This is a genomic window from Streptomyces sp. NPDC091376, assembly GCF_044757085.1.
Lineage (GTDB): Bacteria > Actinomycetota > Actinomycetes > Streptomycetales > Streptomycetaceae > Streptomyces > Streptomyces pratisoli.
The window spans coordinates 1-22415 of the sequence record NZ_JBIVUF010000035.1; the positions used below are offsets into that span (position 1 = coordinate 1).

Genomic DNA, 22415 nt, shown 5'->3' on the forward strand with positions numbered 1-22415 from the left:
AGCACACAGATGCCCGCGTCGATGCCGATGGGGAAGACCAGGGAGAAGTCGCCGAAGCCCTTCTGCTCGGCGAGCTCGCGCACAGCGGCGTACGACCCGGCGAAACCGATCGCGGCGATGATCACCGCACCGGCGACCACCACGCCGATCAGAGCTCGCTGTAACCGACCGGACTCTCGACGCTGGGCTTCCCGTGATTCCACGGTGCTCTGCTCCCCCGTATCTGCTGTCACTTCCGTGCCCTCACCACACTCTCACGTGTACCGACCTGGTCACCGGCCATTACGAGGTATGAAAGCCTGCCATAAGCAGGGACCGGCCAGGATTCGGCCGGCCTGGTAAGGCATTGACCTGCCAGGGGTTTGAATCCTGTACTGCGTCGTTCAGGCCCTCAGCGCGTCATAGAGTCCCGGTCCTGAGGCAGGGTGTTAGACGGTCACGATGTAGGAGGTACCGGGGAAGTCCCAGCCGCCAGTGCCTTCACCGATGTCCTCGATGATGACGTAGTCGATGAAGTCGTCCTCGAACGCGTCGTCATCGAGTTCGCCCACGGCCCATTTGCGTTCGGTCTCGTCCCAGTTGCCGCTTCGGCCGTCGATCCGCAGCGGGGCGGTGATTCGGCCGCTGCCGGTGACGCCACCGCGTAGGCGTTCGTCGTCGCCGGTCCTGACCACTCCGGTGATCTCGAACTGGCCGTCCTTGAAAGGCTGCGGCATTGGGTCCGCCGGGACAATGGCCACACTCTCGTATGCGGCGTGAATGACCTCGCGGTATCCACGGCGCACGGTGTACTCCGCATCGGACAGCCACTTGATCAGGGTCTCGGGCCGGGCACTGAGCCCGGCTCGTTCGAGGGCCTCGTAGCCTCGTTGCGTTCTGGTGAGCTGGCTGAGCTGGGCGTGCCAGTGCTTCGCGTGGTAGGTGGACAGGCGTCGCGGGGGCTGGGCGCCGTAGTCGCGGAGCAGTTCGTTGAGAGCCCGTCCGAGGGAGTCTCCGGTCCCCGTGGCCATCAGCGGGCAATTCCCGGGTCTGTCTTGACTTTGACCTCGCCGAAGCCGGTTCCGACCTTGTAGGCGTCGGGGGCGTTGCCGTCGGGGGTGAAGAACACGGCCTCGTCGACGTTGCGCAGGGCGACGAGGATGTGTCCGGCCTGGACGGCGCGGTGGGCGACGCTCCAGTGGCGCACGGAGGCCTCGGCGACCAGCGCCATGCGCCAGTCGGGCCGCCAGAAGGGCGAGTTGACCTTTTCGCCCTTGGGCCACAGGAGGCGCAGTGCGATGGACAGGCGTCGCTTGTACTCGGTGTAGGGCTCGCCGCCGGCATGCACGAGCTCGGCCCGGACGGTGCGAGCCTTCTCGTAGAAGGGTTTGAAGAGGGACTCGTTGGCTTTGCCTGTCCAGGAGTCGTGCACGATGAGCGGCTCGGTGATGAGGCCGTTTTTGATGAGCTTCTGGAGATGACGGATGTGCGGGGTGGTTACCCAGGCGTGGCCGTGTTCGTCGGTGCGCTCGGCGATGCGGCCGAGGGGGTGGGGCATGTCCGGGTGGTTCCATGAAGGGACGGTGATCAGGAAGGCTCCGGCGCGGTCTTTGCCGACCTCGTCCAGCGGGCCGGTGTGCAGGAGCTTGTTGGGTGCGAGCGGCACCGCGGAGCAGGCTGACGGGTAGGAGCCGTTGCGGTCGATAGTGCACAGCAGGCCGGCGCCGAAACTGTCGGGCACGATGAGCCGGTCACGCTTGCCCGCCTTGGTCTTCTCGACCGTGATGTCGGGGTGAACCCAGCGAGGCTCGCCGTCCATGACCTCGCGGAAGATCGTCCACGGTTCGCTGTCCCGCTCTTCCTTACGGATCACCGGGATCGGGTGATAGGTCGACCGTCCCATGCAGTCCTTGAGGATGTTAAGGGCGGGGAACACGGTGCCCTCAGGCTCCTCCTCTTCTCCTGGCTGCACCCACGTGTCTGCCTCGCCGCCTCCGTCCGGCATGTGGTCGGTGTCCGTGTGCTGTTCCACGAGGGCGGGAGGGTCTGCGGGGGGTGGCTGCTCGGTGGTGTCAACGGCTTCCGTACCGTCGGCATACAGCGCAGGGCAGCTATCTCGGAAGGCGGAGTCGTAGGCCCGGAGCGCATTGGCCAGTCGACGGCCCTCGACGGTGTCCGGCAGGATCATCACTGGCCGAAGAGCGGAGACCAGAGACGGCCCGAGGCTCTCCACGCGCAAGTCGTTGCGCTCCTTCACCGCAGTGCGCAGAGCGTCCAGGGCTCGGGTGGCGTCGGCGGGCAGTCCTTGCTGGGCGCCGGAGGTGTACGGGAGCGCCGCCTCCGCCAGCTCCGCCGCACGGCTTGCGGGGGCTTCGGTGAAGCGGGCGTGGAGGAGGTCGGGGCGCAGGTAGGCCGAACCGATGGTGCCGTAGTCCCGCTCGGCGACCGTCACCTGGACTTGGGACAGGTCCGGGGACGGTACTAGGGCCACCTGGATGTCGGCGTCCAGAAGACCCAGGAGCGTGGGATTGTCGCTGTCCACGATGGCGAGCACCGGGACCTTCAGGGTGCGAGCCAGGCCTGCCAGGGTCTGGGAGGCCTCCGGGAGACGGTTGCCGGACAGCGGCAGGCGGGCATTGTGGGCGGCCTGGAGCCGATCGACGACCACGAGGGCCAGGTCCTGGACGAGCGGAGCGGTCTCTGCGATGGCTTCAGCGGTCAAGTCGGTGCCGTCGTCGATGAGTAGCGGCGCGTGGGCCAGCTGGTGGGCAACCTGCTGCTCGTGGGCGGTAAGGCGGCCTTGCTTGAGGCGGGGATAGTCTCCGCCGGTCTCCGCGGAGATGATCCGGCGGAAGATGTCGTCCCGGTTCGGGCCCGATGCCGCGTAGAGAACTTTGCCGTTGTTGATGAGCGCGGTCTGCCGTGCGGCGGCGAGTCCTAGCAGGCTTCCGCCGACGTTCGGAGCGGCTGCAACGAGCATCAGTCGGCCCGGCTGCAGTCCGCCCGTCGCGGCGTCCAGACTGGGCAGTCCGAACGTGGGGCCTCCGGCCGTGCCCGAGGTGAGCACGGCACCGATCGCGTCGCTCAGCGTGGCAAGCCTGCGGGGCGCGCTGTCGCGGCTCGTACTGCCTTGGCCGTTCACCGCACCGCCTTCGAGGGACGCGCCGGTGTGCGCGGCCATGTCAGCGCAGAGGGCACCGGAGGCGGCGTCGACGGGCAGCAGTACCGCGACCGGAGTGACGTTCCGCAGAAGTACCTGCGGCTGTCCCTTGGCCGCCAGTGTGACGAGGTCACCGAACTTCCCTTGCGCGGCGCTCAGAGAGTGGGAAGGAAGACTGTCCGGCTTCCGGGCTGCAGGCAGGCAATCGAGTGGTGCCAGCAGGGCATGATCCTGCCGCTTATGAATCCGTGTCGTGCGGCCTTCCTCCTCCGCGCTCTTCACCAGGGCGTACAAGGCGTTCCGGGCTGCGGTCGCGCTCATAGCGTCCTCTGACTGACGCACCTGACTCACTCACCCTTCTCATCCACTCAACTACCCACCACCATATCCGAGTCCACTCACCACTCTGAGAAGACCACAACGCTTCCCCGCATAACTCACTCATTTCATGAAGTCCTCGGCGTGGGCTTCTGCGTGACCCAAGAGGGCGGACTGGTGGAGACCGGCACCCTCCAGCCCAGGTTCTGGGACCGAATTCCCGCAACAGGAGGCCATCGATGCGCCTCCGGCCACCTCCAAGCCCCTCAACTAGACGCTCTGCGCCAGGGCGCCGCGCGATTACGCTGTTTCCGGCATCGCGTGCGCCCTGTCGGAAGGGATGGCTCACGATGCCCGTGGCGGAGAACCAGCAGCGTGGCGTAGGTGTGTCCCTTGAGCAGGGTGAACTCGTCGACGCCGAGAATACGCACCCGCCTCGGCTCTTGGCGTTCCGGGCGCAGGGTCTCGGCGAGGTCGGGGCTGAGGCCGCTGGCCCCACGTCGGGCAGCCTCCCTGTCGCACGCACCGCCTACGAGACTGATCGTGGCCACCGAACGGCATCGGGTCATGCCGGGGCTGAAAGCACCCGGCATGACCCGATGACTGTTGCTGAAGGAGCGTGTCGCTGCTTGGCGGCACCCGCGTATGCGGGCTGAAGGAGGGGCCTCTCGTGGGTTGATCTGCTCGGAGTAGCCCTGCTTTCAGTCCTCAGTGAGAGCAGAATCCTGCCAAGGAACGCTGTATACCTCCAACGACACACCGCTGCGAGGCTCACCGTCACACTCGACCGCGATGTACCGCCCCTCCAGTCCTTGGTCGGTGAACTGTGGTTCGTGGTCATTGTCTTCGAGAGTCTCCAGGGAGGAGACCAGGGCTGGGCGGCTACTAACCCCACCACCGATGGGCGACAGGACCTGCGGAAGCCCTCTCCAGATATCACTAGGGGCACGCTCTTGCCCCACTTTGATCGCGGTGTTGCCGGAGCAGCCACTCCCCTCGGGATACCTGAATCTGAAGTACTTCCACTCCTTCGTGTTATCCCCCACGTCGAGTACGCCCTCGGAATTCGTAACCCCCTCACCTTCCGCCTCATTGGTAAGCCCGCATTTCTCAATAACTTCATCCGGTTCCATGTCCGAGCCCCGCAGATTCCACTCCGCCGGGTCAGTACTGGGAAACGGTATCCTCAAACGTGACCATTGATTGCCAGGCCCGAGGTCGAACTTGAATGTCTTCGTATGCTGCCGGTCTAGATAGTACGCTCGCCCGCCGGAGTGGACACTAGATGATTCATACGCGACATCATGAGGGCCATAAATATTCAGATAGTAGTTCTGCAGCTTGGGCGTGTATGTTACTTTTCCTACCTGCCCCGGCATGACATCCATCGTCTTAAGGGCATCTTCAGTGAATACCGTATCGCTCCGGATATCTTTTCCGGTCTGCCTGGTGACTACCTCCTCCCAACTACTCCCCCAGGAGAACTCGAGGCTTCCCCCTAGCTTGATGCCAAAAATAGTGAGGCCTTGATCTTTTTCGTAGACGAATTTCTTACCCTCGCCGTAGCTGTGCGATAGGGTGTCACTCATACTCTTCAGCAATGTCTCAGAAGCGGTATTCCCTACATTGTGAGTGATAGTGGTTTTGGCCCGGTTGCAATTGGGCGCGGTCTCCTCGGTTACCTCATTTGATTCGTCGTCATACGGTTCATCAATAGCTTCAAATATTTTGTTGCAGGCGCGCGTCTCGCACCATCTCAACCAGGACTCCTGATCTTTCGCGGCTTCATCCTTGGTTTGATATATCCACTGCCACTCCCCATCATCATGAATCTGCACCCATCCCCAGTCCGCAGCAGCCGGGGAGGCGAGTGCGATGCTTCCCACCGTGACGCTCATGGCGATCCCCATTGCCGCGATAATTCTATTCCTACGCCTCGTTCGCATGATTTGATCCCTATCCATGTTGATTTGCAGAATTGACGCTTTCATTCGTCTTCGTCATTATCTACCCATTGAGATGCGTAAATGTCCACGGCCACATCACTGCGGGGGGTGCCTCCGCAGGAAACTCTGATGTGCTGGCCGCTTTGCCCCGGTGCGGTGTACCCATCAGTGAACTGGACCACGTTACTGGTCTGTCCCGGATTAAGCGCACCACTTGCTTCGGCTGGCGACTTCCATAGTATGCTGCCGCTATCTCTCAGGGAGCCCACCTCAACTCTAGTTTCCGCAGAGCATCCACTCTCTCCCATATACTTGACCCGGAAGTACTTCCATGGTTTCACATTATCGGAGAGCGTGATCCGGCCGTTTTCGTCTGTCACCAAGCCCGGAGCATAGTCACGCAGTTCGCACAGTTCGGGGATATCATTAACGGGGATGTCTGTTGCTCGCAGCGACCATCCCGGTATCGACTCGGCCGCTGGCTGGGGAATCGTCACTTCGCGCTTATTGAAGCCCTCCCCACCTAGATCGTAAGGGAAGCTCTTCATGTCTCTTTCTTCTCGGTAGTAGATACGCCCGTCCCCAACTGGCTCGCTGGACGCGTCAGCATTAGGATCCGCGGCTGACTCATATGCCTCAGGGCCGTAGATGTGGACGGTGTAGTCCTGCAGCTTAGGTGTGTAGCTAATCACTCCGATTTGGCCCGGTAGGACCGTCTCGATTCTCCGGGCCCCCTCGGTATGCGACGTCGCGTTGCTGAAGGAGCGACCCGTCTGATGCGCCCACGCGTCCGTCGTCGTCTCTGATTCATGACCTGATGCTTTATGGCTAGACCTTACGGAAAAGAGCTTACTCAGCGAGAAGTCTCCGCCGAACTCTCCATTCAGCTGCCATGACTCCTCGTTGGTTACAGATTTCTTGAATTCTTCGGAGAGTGACTCAATCAATGCGTCGCCGACAGCTTTCGAAGTCGTGAACCAATATTCGGCGTTGCTATTAGTGCAGTTGGGCTTATCTCTTTCCACCACCTTCTCGGATTCAACGTAATATGGCTCCCCGGTGGGCTCCATCTTTACCTTGCAGTCGTGCATAGTGCACCAATCCAGCCATACGGCTTGATCCGCTGCAGCGGCTTCCTTGGTCTCGTAGACCCAGGTCCATTCACCATCTTGGTAGTGCCACCCCGGAGCCGCCGCAGCCTGCGGTGCGAAGCCGAAAGCGCTCGCGGTGATCGCCGTAGTGATCGCTGCTACGATTATTCTTTTTCTCATTAGCATGGGATGTCCTAATCTAGGGATTGGACGGGAGCGGGGGTAGCCATCCAGCGGCGCGTAATGATCACCTCGATGACCAGGAAGCGGCTCATCAGCCGAAGGAGCACACAGAGGATGTCCCCGTAGTTGAGTGCCTGGAATTTTGCACCTCAATAACCGTTCCGGGAAGAGGTTTAGCTGGGTACTTACTGCTCATCCTTGGGCACTGGCGGGTACCTCTCTCGGGCAGCCAACCAGGCCAGGGTTCCAGGCGCGGTCTCCAGGCTCGCGATACAACCCTGCCTGGCTGCCCTTTCCCGGGTTTCCTCGTACACCCCTGGGTGTCCGGCAGGTCCCCGGCCTTCTCTCCCCCACCCATGAATTCGCCGGACGGCGGACGTGGCACCCTTGCCGCAGTCGGCTACTGGCTCCCGCTACGTTCCTCGATGCCCTGCAATGAGGCCCCGCTGGCCGCCAGCTCCAGACTGATTGCGGGTGAGGCGTGTCTGGCCTGGTCGTGGCCTGCTCTCAGGCGTTGATGGTGCGGTCGGAGACGAGGCCGGCGATGGCGCGGTAGGTGTCGGGCAGGCGGTGGGTCCAGCGTGTCAGTTGCTTCCAGCGTTTGTGGTCGGCGAGGGCGTGTTCGACGGTGATGCGGTCGGATGAGTGTCCGTGGCGGTCGTGTTCTCACTGCTGGACTCTGCCGGGCAGTGCTCCGGGCCGGGGTTTTCTGGGTGGTGTGATCGCTTGCCCGCGGTGGTCGCGGCTCAGGCCGAGGTAGCCGTCGTCCAGGAGGACCTCGGCGTCGGGGAAGTGCTGGAAGCAGATGGCGATGCCCTCGTTGCGGGCGGCCGTGGCATCGTGCATGCGACCAGGCCGCAGGGCATCGGTCCATAACGTGCGGCCCCGCCAGTCGGCAATCACGGTGGCCTTCATGGTGTTCTGTTTCTTCTTGCCGGAGAGGAATGCGCGCCGTCCGCCGCGGCCGGCCGATGGCCGGCGGACCTGGATCCCGGTGGCATCCAGCCGCAGCTCGATGCCTTCGGCCTGGGCGCGAACACGTCGGCCATAGTCCGTAACCGCAGGCCAGGGTGGTCGGGGACCGCGCACCCCCGCCCGGCCAGGAGCGTACGTATCTCTGCGATCGCACGGGTGATGGTCGAGCGGTCGACACCGAACAGCAGCCCCAGCACCGCCTGCGGCAGAGCGTGTCGGCGTACATGTGAACGTGCCCACTTGCTGATGTACCGAGGACTGATCGTGGGCAGTCTGCTGCCGGCCTGTGAAGGGTGGCGGAGGGCGGCTGATCGTGGTCTTGGACCCGCAACGATGGATGGAGCTTCGACGCTTCCGCGGGCTGTTCGAGTCCGGGGCGATGAGTCTGTCGGAGATAGCGAAGGAGACTGGGCTCAACCGCCGCACGGTCCGGAAGTACCTGTCCTCTGAGGGCCCGGCTGCCCCGCCTCGTCGGGCTGCGCCCGGACATGGCCGTCGGCGGAAGGTGGACGAGGTCGCGCCTCTGATCGATGCGATGCTGCGGTCCGAGATCCTGATCAAGGGGGCTGTGGTTCACGAGCAGCTGGTAGCCGAGTACGGCTTCACCGGCACCTACCAGCGGGTCAAGCTCTACATGCAGGAGGCCCGACCGCGGATCGCGGAGGAACTGGGCATCAGCCCGGGCGAGCTGGCCGGCTTGCACCGCAGGTTCGAGGTCGTTCCCGGCGCTCAGGCCCAGGTCGACTGGGGAGACGAAGGGCAGATCCTCGCCCACGTCGGAATCCCGAAGGTCTACTCGTTCCACATGACCTTGTCCTACTCGCGGGATCCGTTCTGCTGCTTCGCCACCAGCCAGGACCTGGCCACCTTGTTCGACTGCCACCGGCAGGCGTTCGCCCACTTCGGCGGGGTGCCAATGTCGATTGTCTACGACCGCACCAAGACCGTCGTCCGTCGCCACGTGGCACCGGGCGAGGCCGTTCCGCTGCACCCGAAGGCGGTCGGGTTCTCCGGGCACTACGACTTCGACATCGACGTGCTGGACGCCTACCGCCCCACCGGGAAAGGCCGCGTCGAGCGGCAAGTCCTGATCGTGCGCGCCCATGTCCTGGCCGGACGGTCCTTCTCCTCCATCGAGGAACTGGATTCCGCTTTCAACGCCTGGGTGCCGTTGCGCCGGGCGAAGTCCCACGGCACCCACGGCGAGGTGATCGGGTACCGCGCGATCCGCGACCACACGGCCCTGCGGCCGTTGCCGGGGACGCCTTACGTGGTCACGCAGCGGCACCTTCGCTACGTCGGCAAGGACTGCCTGGTCGCCTTCGACGCGAACCTCTACTCAGTGCCAGCCCGCAAAGTCCGCCCGCGCCAGCTGGTGGAAGTCAGAGCCACGAAGTCCCAGATCACGCTTCATTCCACTGTCTGTGAGCTGAACTGGATTTTGTAGCGGCCCTGAAGCCAGGCATGATCGCCTCGGCAGATGGGAGAACACAGGTCCGATGCCTGCACCAAGGAAGTACCCGGACGAGCTGCGTGAGCGGGCTGTCCGCGAAGTCCAGACCTCCGGTCGACCGGTCGCCCACGTGGCCCGAGACCTCGACATCCACAAGGAAGCACTGCGGGGCTGGGTCCGCCAGGCCGAGGCCGACCAGGGCAGCTGGCCCGACCTGCTGACCACCGCCGAGCGGACCGAACTCACGCAACTCCGCAAGGAGATAGCCGAGTTGCGGCGAGCCAACGTGATCCTCAAAGCCGCCTCGGTCATCCGAAGCCAGCGGATCACCGGGCTGACACCCGAGGTGTTCGCTGAACTCGTCGCTGAGGTCGGGCCGTTGTGGCTTGCGCGGCACCAAGCCGGCCTGACTGCACGGCCCCGCCGCAGGGCCGTGGGCGCCGGGGCGAGGCACAAGCTCGTTTTCATCGACCGCCTGTTGGCCACGCTGGTCAGCCTCCGTCGCGGTACGACGCACGATGTGCTGGCCTGCTGGTTCGGGGTCGACCGCTCCACGATTACGCGTGCGATCGGTGAAGTGCGGCCCCTGCTCGCCGAGCGGCGCTGTGTCGTCGCACCCGGCCTTCGGCTACGCACGCTCGCCGAAGTCATCGACCATCTTGGCGCCGACGGGCAGACCGGGATCATCGACGGCACCGAGGTCCGTGTCCGGCGGCCGGCCGCTGGGCGCAAGGACCGGGACAAGTTCATCTCCGGGAAAACAAGCAGAACGCCGTGAAGTCGATGGTCGTCACGGACGCCGAGGGGCGGCTGCTGTTCTGCAGCCCGGCCGAGCCCGCCAGCTGCGCGGACATCACCCACGCGCGCAAGTTGGGCCTGGTCAAGCTCCTGGCCAACGGACCGGCCATGGAGATCCTGGCCGATGCCGGCTACCAGGGACTGGGCGCTCAGACCGGCGGACGCGTGATCACGCCGCCCCACCGTAAGTTCACGAAGAACCCACCCGAGTGGTACGAGGAGATACACGAGCGTCAGCGCAAGGCCCACTCCTCACGACGCATCCGGGTCGAGCACGGCATCGGCCATCTCAAGAACTGGCGGGCCCTCGCCCGCCACCACGGCCGACGCGAGCACATGAGCGACATCATCCAGGCCGTCGCCGCACTGCTGTCCCACCAGCAGACCGCCACCAAGAACAGCAGTGCGCGAACGTGAACACAGCGGCGAATCCATAGCCCTCGACGCGCTACCGCCAACCAAGCACGAGCTCGTAATGGCTGTCCCGTTATCGGCGTCCTGGTTCGACGCAGGGTCTGTGGGTCGGCTGCGGCCGGGCGCTGTTGTCTCGGAGCATGAGAGGGCACTGTTGAACCCCAACCCCAACCCCAACCCCAAGCCCACCTGCTGCTTTTGCTATCAGGTCATCGATCTCGACCAGGACGGGGCAGCGACCGAGCTCAGGCTCGGTGCGGTTGACCCGGTACGAGGCGGTGCCGTGCGGCAGCAGGCCTACTCACACTCAAGTTGTCTGCGCGAACGGGTCCACCCGGACATCGACCTGTGGTTCGAGTTCTGAGGCCAGGCCAGTCTCCGAGGCTGCCGACCGCAGGTGCGATGATCATGCGATGCCTCGCGTGATCACGGCGTCGGAACCGTCATGGATAGCCCCGTTCACCGGGCTGAGCCCGCGGCAGTTCGGGAAGCTGGTGACCGTGCTTCGGCGCGAGGGTGCGGATGCGGTCCGCAAGGGCCGGCCGTGGAGCCTTCCGCTGGAGGACCGGGCCCTGCTGGTCGCGGCGTACTGGCGCACGAACCTGACGATGCGGCAGCTCGCCCCTCTGTTCGGGGTGTCCAAGTCGGCGGCGGACCGGATCATCGACCACCTCGGGCCGATGCTCGCCCTCCTGGTCCAGCTCCAGGCCGCCTGTACTGCCACCGACGACCTCGCCCAGGCCGTGGAGGAATCCTTCCCGCAGCATCCAGACACTGAGATCATCCTGAGCTTTCCCGGCCTCGGCGTCCAGCGCTCGGCACCCGGCTGCTCGCCGAGTTCGGGGACGACCACGGCCGTTTCGCCGACGCTCGCGGCCTGAAGGCATACGCCGGCTCTTCTCTCATCACCCGAGCCTCAGGCAAGAAGTCCAGCATCACGCGCCGCTGGGTCAAGAACGACCGCCTCAACCATGCCGGCTACCTCTGGGCCTTCTCAGCTCTCCGGGCCTCGCCCGGAGCCATGGCCCACTACCGTCGCCGCCGCGACGAGCACGGGGACTGGCATGCTGCCGCGCAGCGCAACCTCTTCAACCGCATGCTCGGGCAGACGTTCCACTGCCTCCACCGACGCCAACTGTTCGATGAGAACACCGCATTCCCAACCGCCTTGGCCGCTGCAGCCTGACGGCTTGGGGTCGTGAGGTGTCTTCCTCGGCGTCGCGACCTGCTTCATCACCCGCCGACACGTCCAACGCCTTTGTTAGGAATTCTAAGTGGAAATTGCTCATGCACTTACAGTTCGCGAAGGATTTCATGCAGTGGCCACTTCGCGCCAGGAGTGACGCCTTTCTTTGGCCATGAAACCTGGAAGGTGAACGCTTATGAACGAGCATACTGTTTCACGAGGTGAAGCTGGACCATTCTTCGCAACGATTACGCCCAGGCCTGAGAGTATTTCGCGCAAACGCAAGGGCAGGGTGAGGGCGGCAATCATGGTGACGGCGATCCTCGGTTCGATCGGAATCACTGTCAGCCCAGCTCACGCCGATATGGAAGATCTACAAAGCCCTCGAAGTCTGCATCAGTCGGTGGGATACCTCAGGACTGATGAGGGGACTGGCTACTGTTCAGCAACCCTCGTCTCGGAGAATGTGGTGGCCACGGCGGCGCACTGCTACGAGGGAGACGTTACCGACATGTGGTTCTATCCGGCGCATGATGAGGCCAGCGACCCTTACGGAGGCTGGCAGGGGGAGAAGGCTGTCTATTCGAAAGATCCGGGAGCGGATGATCGTGACTACGCCTTCATACGCCTCAGGAATAACGAGGATGACCAGGCGCCCGGTGATGTTATTGAGCCGACCCTCCCCGTCTTTAATCTCAACGAAGAAACATTTGATGGCGAGGTGGAAGTACTTGGGTACACTGGCGACGAATTTGAAGGCACCACAAGCGATATGGACCTCGAGGGCTGTTCTATTAGTGACGCGGTAGTCGTCAGGAATGCGGACGGCGATGAGGTGGAGAACGAAGAGTACGGAGCCGTTAGAGACGAGGATACCAACTGCACCGACATTAACGACGGAGCCTCGGGCGGCGCCTGGATCACCCAGGTAAGTGATGGCTCCTGGCGCCTCATTGGCGTACATTCCGGCACTGGCTCAGATTTTAAGGTAGGCACTCTCCTTGGCGAAGGGGCACAAGATGCCTTCGAGGAGGCATCTGAGTGAACCTCTTTCATCCTCTCTGAGGATGAAAAGTGCAGGTCACGGCAAGTGTGGCATGGCAGAGCCCCTCGTCGTTTCGGTGTTGATCCCACTCGACACCGGCATCAAGGGGCTCTGTTGGTTCCATATCCCATACGAGCTCATTGTGCACGTCGCTTGGCTGATCTATGCCCGAAGGTGTGAGCGGGCCACGCTGTGGCGAAAGTTGGGCTGCTTTGAGCAGGCTCTGCTCACCCTGACGCACCTACGCAGGAATGAGACGTACCAGCAGTTCGGCACCGGGTTCGGGAGGTCCGAGACGACGGCATGGCGCTACATCGACGGGACCCTCAGCTCGTCCGGCACAAGCCGCTCAACCGGATCGTCATGCACGGATCAACGAACGATCACGGCAGCAGGGCGGCGGAACACAGGACACGCCTGATGAGACGCTGTTCGCGGCCATCGTCTATGTGCTGATCAGCGGCTGCGCCTGGAGGTCCCTGCCGCCCTGCTTGGGGATATCGAAATCGATGCTCATCGCCGGTTCCAGATCTGGTCCAGAGCCGGTGTCTGGGGCCGCCTATACGAAGTGCAGGGTGTTTTGAGTTCGCTCTGCTGCGGCATCGACTGGGACGGAAGGGCACCACGACATAGCCCTGATCGGCCAGCACGGAGCCCGGTGGAGCTGCGCATCAGCGCCGACTTCCACGCTCTGATGGTTGACCCGGCACGGTGACACCCGCCGAGGCCCCAATCCGGTCGCGATCGAGACTCCGTGCGAACTCCTTGTCGCTGTCGCTTGCTTGCGGGCCATCGGCCGCCAGATTTGCGCGGTTCGGAATAGAAGGACTGGTCGGCGGCGATCCGGTCGATCGCAAGCAGGGTGCCGTCGAGCAAGACGTACGCCATGGTCGATGCCGTCCGGGCGTCGGCCCACCCCACGGTCACCAAGGGGCAGGTCCGCTGTTCGGTCAGGAACAGGTGGGCGGCGGTGACGAGGGTGACGTGCCGGTGCCAGCCGGTGAACGAGCGGCCTTCGAAGTGGTCGAGTCCGAGGGTGGTCTTCAGCTCGCGGTAGTCGTGCTCGATGCGCCAGCGCAGTTTCGCGATGCGGACGAGGTCGCGGGTGGGGAGGTCGGCGGGCAGGTTGGATATCCAGTACTTGACCGGCTCGTCCTGGCCTTCGGGCCACTGGGCGATGAGCCAGGTCAGCGGGATGGTGCCGTCGGTGGCGGGTTTGGGCCGCCGCCCTGCGAGGCGGACCCGCAACAGCACGAAGCGCGAGCTCATCGCGGCTTTGGAACCCCTGCGCCAGGTCAGGGTGCGTCCATGGTGCCGTCCCGCGGCCATGACGTGGTCCCGTAAGGAGACCGGGCGGGTGCGGTAGCGCGGAAGGGGCCTGGGCCCGAGGCCGCTGCAGGCGGGCTGGTGGGGTTCGGCAGCCTCATCATGGGCGGTCATCTCGGCCTTGGCCTGCAGGACATAGGCCACAGAGCGGTCTTCCAGGCCATGGCCGAAGTCGGCGTTGGCGCCGTATCCGGTGTCCGCGACCAGCACCGCCGGCCGCAGCCCGTTGCCGGCCAGATCGTCGAGCATCTCCAGCGCCAGCTGCCACTTCGGGCGGTGATGCTCCTCGGCAGGTATGCGGCAGCGTTCCCGGCGGCCGGCCGCTTCTGGCGTGTCCCAGCTCCTGGGCAGGAACAGCCGCCAGGACAGTGGGCACGATGCGTGGGGTCAGTTGATCGGATACGTCTGTCCGGTTAGTGATCACTGATGCGATGCGGGACCGGATCGAGCCGCTGATGCCGCCCGATCCGGTCCGTGGACGACGGTGGGCCAACCATCGCCGAACCCTGGAAGCCATCGCGTGGAAGTACCGTACCTGCTTGCCCTGGCGCGATCTGCCAGAGGAGCTCGGGCCCCTTCAGACCGCGCACAAACGCCTGATCAGGTGGGCCATGGACGGCGCATGGGAACGGATCCTCGCGGCTGTCCTTGCAGTGGCGGATGCTGGGGACGACGTGGGCTGGACAGTCTCGGTGGACTCCACCGTATGCCGGGCTCACCAGCATTCGGCCGGAACCAGGAAAGGGGGCGCCCGGTCGGGCGAGCCAGAGGATCATGCGCTCGGACGCTCTCGCGGTGGGTTGAGCACGAAGGTCCACTTGGCCAGTGACAGCCGGGCACGGCCTCTGTCCATCCATGTCACCGCGGCCAGGCCGGTGACGCGCCGGCCTTCGAGGCAGTCATGGCCGGAATCCGGATCCCTCGAAGTGGACTCGGCAGGCCAAGACGACCTCTTATCTCCCGCTACCTGCGGGGTCATGGCCGTGGAGACCGAGGCATCGCAACCCTATCGAGGAGTGGATCGCCGCTACGTCAAAGCCGGGTTGAGGGCTGGATCAAGCCGATAGGGATGATTCGTATGCTTCACGAACATCCGCCGGGATTCGGCCGCGTTCATTCACGTCGTGCCCGTTAGCCTTTGCCCACCTGCGAACCTCGGCTGTCGAAGGGCCTTCGCTCCGGTGAACTGTTTTAGTCTTGCGTCGCACTTTTCCGACCTTTCGTCCCGACTTCAAGTAGGGGCTGAAGGCTTCGAGCATCTGGTCGTAACTGTCCGGGGACAGGTCGATCTCGTACTCAACACCGTTGAGCATAAAGGTGTGCGTTGCGCCCTCGGCGGTCTCTTCGCCGGTCAAGTCATCGATGAAAATAGTTACGTGTCTTTGCGCCATGTCCTGGATGGTACACCAGGAGAGGCACGCTGAAACCCTAAAGACGGGAATTTTGTGCGACGCGTCATGAGGCAAGAAGGGGCTGTGCATACGGAGCTACGTAATACGTGGCTCTGCGCGTTGGCATCGACCGGCTTCTCCCGATGGCGAACGTCACAACCTCCGGTGGAGATGAGGGCGACAAGGCTGGCTACTGGTCAACACAGCAAGATCCCACACCCCTCGCTTGCCTGTCGGAAGAGGTCGTCGTCCGCCGCTAGCCGCAGTAGCCTCTGTGCCGAGAAGCGCACGCTCGAAACATCCGCCGAAGTGTGGGACAGACCCGCGAGCCCCGGCCTGCGGGCAGATCCTGCAGCTAGGGATTCCTCGAGGCGAAGGATTGCAGAGCCTCTTCAGGACCGGAGGTCGCGCTCGGGTGATCACTGTAGGGCGCAGACGGGGACCTTCGGCAAAACTGGTCGCGTTAAGGGGGCCAGTACTGCTGTACTGTGCGGTACATCGCGCGCCCACACGGCTGCTTGCGGGGGTACTGTGTTCAATGAGCACCAGGGGGCTGTCACAATTCCACCTGCCTATCTACACCCGGCGGCGCTTTCCAGGGCAGGCAGCCCGGTAGGCGGTGACTAAACGCTCGGGCTGGGTGGACTCGAGTTGAACACCATCTCGATCGGCGGCCGAGGCCGCCGGTACTGGATGACACTCGGTGCTGAGCTGACCGTGAAAATCGGTGGCTCCAGAATACGCTGAGTGCTTCCAAATGCTCACCCGGTTCAGAAGCCGGTGGGCGCCTCCCCACCCTGGCCGATAGGGCGCGTCGACGGCTAAAACCGCCGACCATTTCGTCAATCCTTTCAACCGAGTACGGCTTGCCGATGGTGCCACTATCAGCGAGATGCTGACTCATCTGCTCCGCTGTCGGCTCTGGCGTGTGCCGTTGCAGGTGCTCGTCCCACACGGTGTAGCTCGCCTCTGCATGGAAGGACTGATGGCCCTGCTACCTCGTCTGGTCATGGAGCGGACGCTGAGGTTGAAAGGGTGGGGTGACAGCGGGCGTTGGCGGTGCTACATCCTCGTCATGAGGTACGCGGATGGCGGTGGTCTGACCGCTGTGGGGCGGGCGAAGCGCGAGGCGGTACGTTTCGAGGCCGCGGAGATGTTCGAGCAGGGGGTGCGCCCGCCGGAGGCGGCCCGCAGGTTACGGGTGTCGCGGAAGTCGGCGTACGTCTGGCACGCCGCCTGGCGCCAGGGTGGCAGAACGGCTCTGGAGTCCAAGGGGGCCGGCGGCTTTCCGTGTCAGCTCAGCGACGGCCAGGCAGAACGCCTGCAGGTCGAGTTGGAGGCCGGCCCGGCCGCGCACGGCTGGATGGAGGATCAGCGGTGGACCCTTGCCAGAGTGGCGGAGCTGATCCACCGCCTGTTCGGCTACCGGTACACCCCGCGAGGGGTGTCTTATCTGCTGCACCGGCTGGGCTGGTCACCGCAGGTCCCCGCGCACCGGGCGGTCGAGCGGGATGAGCAGGCCGTCGCCGCGTGGCGGACGGAGCAGTGGTCACGGGTAAGAGGACGGCCCAGCTCCTGGGCGCGTGGATAGTCTTCGAGGATGAGGCCGGCCAGGACCTGAAGCCCGGAAAGGGCCGGACCTGGTCCCGGCGCGGACGGACTCCGCTGGTCAAGGTGACCGGGAAGGGGTCGGGCTGGGTCCTGATGGCCGGGATGGTCTGCGTCAGACCGGGCCGTGAGACGAAGCTGATCTACCGGACGCAGACATACCGAGGCCGCACGGGCGAGAAGAAGGGCTTCCGGGCCCGCGAGTTCGCGGACCTGCTGACCTCTGCCCGGCGGCAGCTCGACGGTGATCCGCTGATCGTGGTGTGGGACAACGCAAGCACCCACCACGCCAAGCCCTTACGGGAGTTCTGCGAACGCAACAGTGACTGGCTCACCATCGTCAGGCTCCCGCCCTACGCACCCGACCTCAACCCGGTCGAAGGCGTGTGGGCCCACCTGAAGAAGTCCCTGGCCAACCTCGCGCCCCGGGCGATCGACGACCTTACGCCACTCGTGAAGAACCGCTTGCGCGGCATCCAACGCCGACCCGAGATCCTCGACGGCTTCATAGCCGAGACCGGACTCAGTCTGGAGCCTCCATAGCCTGTCACCCCACCCTTTCAACCTCAGCGGCAAGGAACTGGGACAGTTCGCTGCCGTGGCTGCCGTCCCTCCTTGATGAGGTACTCCGCCCAGGCCAGGTTGTGTCAACCGTCGTGGCCGCGGACTACCCGCTCGCTGCACCCCGCCGGAGCTTTCTGCGCGCTGGACTGCATACCTCTCGCCTCGTCCTGCTCGTACGTCGCGTCCTAAGGTTTCTGCGTCGGGGCTGAGAGTTCACGGTCGCGCGTGGATGCTGGAGTGCTGTAGCAACGGCAGCGTGCAGCGGATCCACGCTCTCGACGGGGACAGAAGTAAAGGTCTTCGGGCGCCCTTGAGTCGAGAGGTTCGTGCAACCCCGGGCTACTGTGGTCGTTGTCCCGGGCAGGCGGGAAGGCGAGGCCGTCCCCCTGCCCGCATCACGGCACGCGGAGTCTCCCACCAGACAAGCTGGCGCCGCGACCACCGCGGGCAAGCAATCACACCGCCCAGAAAACCCCGGCCCGGAGCACTGCCCGGCATAGTCCAGCAGTGGGAACGCGACCGCCACATGCACTCCTCCGACCGGATCACCGTCGTACACGCCCTCGCCGACCACAAACGCTGGAAACAACTACTGCGCTGGACCCACCGCCGCGACCGCCTGCCCGACACCCACCGCGCCATCGCCGGCCTCGCCTCCGACCGCACCACCAACGCCTGAGAACATGCCACGACCTGGCCAAACACGCCCCACCCGCTTTCACGCACCAACTCGTTATTGGTTCGGGCGCCGGGCAGGCCGGGCGGCACGGCCGCGGCAGACCACTGGCCCCTCCTGCATCGACCGCCACCAGTCGTCCCGACGGACGGAAGAACCGCCCGGGGCGCCACGACGTCGCCCCGGGGAGGGTGCCCCTGTGCCCATGAGCAACAGCGCGGACCAGGGCCGGGCCTGCGGCACAAGAACGCGAGGAGCACAGGCAGCACAGGCCCACGCAGACGAAGACGAACCCCCGACCAACGCGGCCAAGAACTTCCGAACGCGAGAGCGCGTACGGGCGGCCCCGGCCGTACTGCGTCCCGTCACCGGGGACTACCCCCCGCGCACTCCATTCCGGCACGGGATAGAAGGAAGCCCGACGGATTCGCCGCCGAGTCAGCGTGTGGTGTACCGGGGCGCAGGGGCATATCGCCGCGTGCGGAGCGCCGCCGCCCACTTTCCAGTCCCACACCCCGCAACGGATACCGCCCGGACCCCAGGCCCGGGCAGCCGAGCTGCTTCAAGGCCTGTGGAGGCAGGCTCTGACGACCTGGCGCGAGAGCTTGCCGTCAAAAATTGGACCGATCTCGTTCAGAGATACAGAACGGTCCAAAGTGGCTGCCTTCACCGACACATGACCCCGTCCTCTTCAAAGGCTCTCACCAATAGACAACAACCTTGTCGCCTGCCCGCACTTGATCGAAAAGGGCGGAGATCGCTGCCTTGTCCCTGACGTTGACGCAGCCGTGCGAGGACCCGTTGTAGCCGCGTGACGCGAAGTCGGACGAGTAGTGGACTGCCTGTCCACCGCTGAAGAACATCGCGTACGGCATGGGCGTGTGGTAGATCGTCGAAATGTGGTCACGGGACTTCCAGCCCACGTTGAAAACGCCTTCACGCGTCGGGGTGTACTGGGACCCGAAGCGCACGTCCATCGTCAGCTGCACCTTGCCGTCGATCAGCCACGACAGGGTCCTGCTGGTCTTACTGACGCACATCACGCGGCCCGTCATGCAGCGTTCGTGGAGCTTTGCCTTGGCCCGACTGGCATACTCGCCAGCGAGCTCGTCGCGCGTGGGCGTCATCGTCATGCCGAGCAACCGCTGCCAGGTCACGGTGTCAGTGCTGCCGGTTGCCACAAGGCCGCGCTTGCTCTGAAATCCCCTCACTGCCTTGGCGGTGAGGGGGCCGTAGGTCCCTGATGGCCTTGCGTCGAACCAACCGATCTGTCTCAGCCGGGCCTGCAGTTCGCGTACTCGCTCACCCGTAGCGCCAGGCGCCATCATGATCCTGAGTGTGGACTTCTCGGCCGACGGCGCTGACTCCTTTGAGGACCCGGCGGACGGTGAGGATGGGACGGGTACTGAGGACGAGATGGGCGGTGAGGACGGAGTGGAGACGGTCGACGGGATAGACGCCAGCGCCGTACTATGCGTGCCCCTCGGGATCGGCACACGGGTTGCGGCCTCCGCCGTGCACCCGGCCGTAACCGCCGCTATGACTACCGCGACCCCCGCGGCAGATGCTCTGGTACCAACATTCCTTCTTGGCATGATCACCACTTGTCCCTCTGTGCCTGGAAATGTGCTTGGAGAGACAGACATCCGTCCTGCTCGGTTGCACAATTCTGCCTGCCACAGATAACAGTCAAGAAACGGGGCTAGGCGATCAGGCATCACGAGATCACAGCTGACTACCATGCGGCGCACAACAATGTTGCACCCAGGACGAGTTGGCGCGGTGATCCACGAACCAAGGCCAGCTCACTAGCCAGGGCTGCATCATTCACCCACCGCCGTAGGATCGTTACCGGGCAGACGCCAGTTTCTATGAGTAAGAGGCACCTAGTTCAGATGCTGCGAAATGCTGAGGCATCCACATAGACACGGCAGTCGGTACGTTCATAATCCAGCCAGTTGACGGTTCGACTTTCCAGGAGTGAAGCAGGGCGCCAAGCCCCACAAGCCGAAGGGTGAGCCACAGTCTCAACCAGAGAGGCCCTAACGAGCTCGTGCACGGCAGACGGTGAGACGTCGAGCTTTTGATCGTCGATCATGACCATGTGGTGGGGTACGCGACTCGTGCAGCGATCGTCAGTGACCTCAAAGTTTACCGGTCTGTCGGCTGTAGTGATCGCTGAACTTGTCGCGGAGATTGGCTCGTTGTGGCGGGAACAGTACCCAGGCGAGGCTTGTGTCCTGGCTGTGGGCGCCGGTGCAAAGCACTGGGCTGGTGTTCGTTGACCGGCTGCTCGCCACGCTCGTTCATCTCCGCCACGGACTGTCCTGCTGGTTCGGCGTGGACCGCTCCATACTCACCGGGCCATCAGCGAGGTCCGCCACTGCTCGCCGAACGAGGATGCGTGCCTCGTCGGTCCCGGAGAGCGTGTCCAGACTCTCGCCGCAGTCGTGGAGCATTTGGGGCAAGGAGCGGGACAAGTTCATCTCCGGCAAGAACAAGCGGAACGCCGTCAAGGCCATGGTGGTCACGGACGAGGCTGGCAGAATGCTGTTCTGCAGCCCGACCAAGGCTGGTGGCTGCGCGGACATCACGCATGCTCGTCAGTCAGGCTGTTCAGGCACTTGCCCGACGGTCCCGCGGTGGAGATCCTTGCGGATTCCGGCTACCAGGGTCTGGGGGCGCAGACCGGTGGACGTGTGGTGACGGTCAGCCGCCCGTCGCCGAGCCGGCGGTGCACAGCAGGTCGGGGGCGCCCGCGAGCACGACCACATGGCAAGTTCAAAAAGAATGCTCCGGACTGGTACGAGGAGATCTACGAACGTCAGCGTAAGGTACGCTCCTCGCGACGCATCCGGGTCGAGCATGGCATCGCCCACCTGAAGAACTGGCGGGCACTGACCCGCCGCTTCGGTCGCCGCGAGCACATGAGCGATATCGCCCAGGCCGTCGCCGGACTGCTCTCCCATCAGCAGACCGCAGACCTGATCCCGGCACGGCAGACGTGAGCACCGAGCCCCGCCGAGGTCTTCGACGCCTCACCGTCTACCGCTCACGAGCTCATTAGGCGAGTAAGGCCGAAGTCTTTAGCGCATGAAGCAAGGGCCTCGTTGATATATGTGTGACGATAAACCTCAAGACCCTCGCGACAGCTTCTACGTGGAGATCGATGGCCCCCTGGCAGGAACGCGGCCATGGGACGTCCGCTACGGCTGACCGACGCCGAGTTGAAGACGCAGATCGGCCGCGTCCACGTCGGTAATTTGAGCGTCTACGGGTCTAGAAGGTGTAGCGACAGCTGCCGCGAGGGCGTAGCCGTGGCCCGCTACACGGTCGCCCGGCTGATGCGCGACCTGGGCCTGGAGGGCGCTCGATGCGGCAGGAAGATCCGCGCCACCATCCGCGACGACAAGTATCAGTGGGCGGCTGACCTGCTGCAACGTGACTTCACCGAGCCTCAGCCGAACGAGAGGTGGGTCGCGGACCCCACCTATGTTGCCACCTGGTTGGGGATCGTCTACGTCGCGTTGGTCGCGGACTCGTCTTCGACGCCCTCGACCTATGGCGACGCGACCGCTCCGGCACACCAGCTGGCCCGGCCTGGTCCAGTGCTCGGCACCCGGTCATCGCGTACCGGGCTACCACGGCGCCGGCACCATCGTCGCCATTCTGCACCGGTTCAGGCTCGGGAAGGACCTCACGCTCAAGCAGAGATGCATGCACCGGACCCGGTTTGAGTCGAAGCTCCTCAGCTCCACATTCCGTTACCGGTCACGTTGAGATCACTGATCTTCAATGGGGTCTTGTCCGTGGTGCACCGTACCCTGATAGAAGTGAGAGGTTCATCGTAATTGAACCTGTGCCAGGTACCATGACTCGTAGAAATCGTGCGTGTTGGAGTTCGTCTCTCTCCAACGGGTCCATTGAGCTCGCCGTCGACATCCACGGCGACCGGACACGAACCTGGAAGCAGGTTAAAGTCAAGCTGATTGCCGCCAGTCCCCATCTCGACTTCAGCGTAGAAGAAGTTCTGGAAGCCCTCGGGCGCAGCTAGACTGCTCCAACTGCTACCACTGCCGTCGAGCGCTGCGCGAGCATTGATGCCTCCGCTGAACCATACGCCAGAGAAGGCTCCTTTCGGCGGTACGAAATCTTCAGTCATTCCTCGTTTCGTGACCACTTCATTAACGCGTTCCTCATATTCATAGTAGTAATACATAGTCAATTCACCATCTTCTGCAAGTGCTGGCGCGGCTCCAGAGCTGAGAATTCCGAGCGCGAGGAGCGCCGTAAGCGTCGACC

At 63.9% G+C, this 22415-nt stretch carries 16 protein-coding genes and 10 pseudogenes; 15 read left to right on the forward strand and 11 right to left on the reverse strand.

The annotated features are described in order from the left end of the window. From ACIQMR_RS36770 to ACIQMR_RS36795, 6 genes and pseudogenes are all read right to left on the reverse strand, one after another. Window positions 1–203: DUF2637 domain-containing protein (locus ACIQMR_RS36770; protein ID WP_401397122.1), on the reverse strand; the 203-nt coding region annotated here is incomplete at its 3' end. Between the two features lie 225 nt (window positions 204–428). Beyond that, window positions 429–1010 (reverse strand): hypothetical protein, encoded by a 582-nt coding sequence (locus tag ACIQMR_RS36775; protein WP_401397125.1) that lies wholly within the window; start codon window positions 1008–1010, stop codon window positions 429–431. Beyond that, window positions 1010–3460, reverse strand: coding sequence for a DnaB-like helicase C-terminal domain-containing protein (locus tag ACIQMR_RS36780; protein WP_401397128.1), 2451 nt, complete (start codon window positions 3458–3460; stop codon window positions 1010–1012). Before ACIQMR_RS36780 ends, ACIQMR_RS36775 begins: the two co-directional genes overlap by 1 nt. A 698-nt stretch (window positions 3461–4158) precedes the next feature. Continuing rightward, the gene (locus ACIQMR_RS36785) at window positions 4159–5448 is read right to left on the reverse strand and encodes a hypothetical protein (protein ID WP_401397131.1); all 1290 of its coding nucleotides are present in this window, start codon (window positions 5446–5448) and stop codon (window positions 4159–4161) included. Next, window positions 5445–6680 carry a hypothetical protein gene (locus ACIQMR_RS36790; protein WP_401397134.1) on the reverse strand — a complete coding sequence of 412 codons (1236 nt, stop codon included), beginning with the start codon at window positions 6678–6680 and terminating at the stop codon, window positions 5445–5447. Before ACIQMR_RS36790 ends, ACIQMR_RS36785 begins: the two co-directional genes overlap by 4 nt. A gap of 504 nt (window positions 6681–7184) precedes the next feature. Continuing rightward, window positions 7185–7870: pseudogene (locus ACIQMR_RS36795) on the reverse strand (transposase family protein); the annotation flags it as partial. 119 nt (window positions 7871–7989) lie between these two features. Between ACIQMR_RS36795 and istA the strand changes: the two are divergent. From istA to ACIQMR_RS36840, 9 genes and pseudogenes are all read left to right on the forward strand, one after another. Continuing rightward, window positions 7990–9081 (forward strand): annotated as a pseudogene (gene istA / locus ACIQMR_RS36800) (IS21 family transposase); the annotation flags it as partial. A 70-nt stretch (window positions 9082–9151) separates the two neighbouring features. Next, on the forward strand, window positions 9152–9883 hold the full coding sequence (locus tag ACIQMR_RS36805; protein WP_401397137.1) for a transposase: 732 nt from the start codon (window positions 9152–9154) through the stop codon (window positions 9881–9883). A gap of 5 nt (window positions 9884–9888) precedes the next feature. Further along, complete coding sequence (locus ACIQMR_RS36810) at window positions 9889–10320, forward strand: transposase family protein (protein WP_401397174.1); 432 nt, start codon at window positions 9889–9891, stop codon at window positions 10318–10320. 151 nt (window positions 10321–10471) lie between these two features. Beyond that, complete coding sequence (locus tag ACIQMR_RS36815) at window positions 10472–10681, forward strand: hypothetical protein (RefSeq protein ID WP_401397140.1); 210 nt, start codon at window positions 10472–10474, stop codon at window positions 10679–10681. Window positions 10682–10730: 49 nt separating this feature from the next. After that, a pseudogene (locus ACIQMR_RS36820) lies at window positions 10731–11009 on the forward strand (transposase family protein); the annotation flags it as partial. Beyond that, window positions 10995–11503: pseudogene (locus tag ACIQMR_RS36825) on the forward strand (transposase); the annotation flags it as partial. The pseudogenes ACIQMR_RS36820 and ACIQMR_RS36825, both read left to right, overlap by 15 nt. Window positions 11504–11699: 196 nt before the next feature. Continuing rightward, window positions 11700–12548 (forward strand): trypsin-like serine peptidase, encoded by an 849-nt coding sequence (locus tag ACIQMR_RS36830; protein ID WP_401397143.1) that lies wholly within the window; start codon window positions 11700–11702, stop codon window positions 12546–12548. Between the two features lie 76 nt (window positions 12549–12624). Further along, window positions 12625–12876, forward strand: a pseudogene (locus ACIQMR_RS36835) (transposase family protein); the annotation flags it as partial. Between the two features lie 58 nt (window positions 12877–12934). Then, a pseudogene (locus ACIQMR_RS36840) lies at window positions 12935–13116 on the forward strand (transposase); the annotation flags it as partial. Between the two features lie 227 nt (window positions 13117–13343). Here ACIQMR_RS36840 and ACIQMR_RS36845 read toward each other — a convergent pair. Both ACIQMR_RS36845 and ACIQMR_RS36850 read right to left on the reverse strand, forming a co-directional pair. Then, window positions 13344–13451, reverse strand: a pseudogene (locus tag ACIQMR_RS36845) (IS5/IS1182 family transposase); the annotation flags it as partial. Between the two features lie 54 nt (window positions 13452–13505). Further along, window positions 13506–14246: pseudogene (locus ACIQMR_RS36850) on the reverse strand (IS701 family transposase); the annotation flags it as partial. A gap of 59 nt (window positions 14247–14305) precedes the next feature. Between ACIQMR_RS36850 and ACIQMR_RS36855 the strand changes: the two are divergent. Then, window positions 14306–14925: pseudogene (locus tag ACIQMR_RS36855) on the forward strand (IS5 family transposase); the annotation flags it as partial. A 4-nt stretch (window positions 14926–14929) separates the two neighbouring features. Here ACIQMR_RS36855 and ACIQMR_RS36860 read toward each other — a convergent pair. Continuing rightward, on the reverse strand, window positions 14930–15265 hold the full coding sequence (locus ACIQMR_RS36860; RefSeq protein ID WP_401397146.1) for an Lsr2 family protein: 336 nt from the start codon (window positions 15263–15265) through the stop codon (window positions 14930–14932). Window positions 15266–16340: 1075 nt separating this feature from the next. Between ACIQMR_RS36860 and ACIQMR_RS36865 the strand changes: the two genes are divergently transcribed. From ACIQMR_RS36865 to ACIQMR_RS36875, 3 genes and pseudogenes are all read left to right on the forward strand, one after another. Next, on the forward strand, window positions 16341–16856 hold the full coding sequence (locus ACIQMR_RS36865; protein WP_401397149.1) for a winged helix-turn-helix domain-containing protein: 516 nt from the start codon (window positions 16341–16343) through the stop codon (window positions 16854–16856). Then, a complete protein-coding gene (locus ACIQMR_RS36870; protein WP_401397152.1) occupies window positions 16796–17416 on the forward strand; it encodes an IS630 family transposase in 621 nt (206 codons plus the stop codon). The genes ACIQMR_RS36865 and ACIQMR_RS36870 overlap by 61 nt, the downstream gene beginning before the upstream one ends. 454 nt (window positions 17417–17870) lie before the next feature. Next, window positions 17871–18116 (forward strand): annotated as a pseudogene (locus tag ACIQMR_RS36875) (transposase); the annotation flags it as partial. A 698-nt stretch (window positions 18117–18814) separates the two neighbouring features. Here ACIQMR_RS36875 and ACIQMR_RS36880 read toward each other — a convergent pair. Continuing rightward, entirely contained in the window at window positions 18815–19441 is a 627-nt protein-coding gene (locus ACIQMR_RS36880; RefSeq protein WP_401397155.1) for a L,D-transpeptidase family protein, read from the reverse strand. Window positions 19442–20755: 1314 nt separating this feature from the next. On the opposite strand from ACIQMR_RS36880, the gene ACIQMR_RS36885 reads away from it, so the two are divergent. Both ACIQMR_RS36885 and ACIQMR_RS36890 read left to right on the forward strand, forming a co-directional pair. Next, the gene (locus tag ACIQMR_RS36885; protein WP_401397158.1) at window positions 20756–21121 is read left to right on the forward strand and encodes a transposase; all 366 of its coding nucleotides are present in this window, start codon (window positions 20756–20758) and stop codon (window positions 21119–21121) included. Between the two features lie 186 nt (window positions 21122–21307). Continuing rightward, entirely contained in the window at window positions 21308–21850 is a 543-nt protein-coding gene (locus ACIQMR_RS36890; RefSeq protein ID WP_401397161.1) for an IS3 family transposase, read from the forward strand. Window positions 21851–21861: 11 nt separating this feature from the next. Here the strand turns inward: ACIQMR_RS36890 and ACIQMR_RS36895 are convergent, their stop codons facing one another. Next, window positions 21862–22332: a hypothetical protein gene (locus tag ACIQMR_RS36895; RefSeq protein WP_401397164.1), complete on the reverse strand. Its 471-nt coding sequence runs from the start codon at window positions 22330–22332 to the stop codon at window positions 21862–21864. Window positions 22333–22415 lie beyond the last annotated feature (83 nt).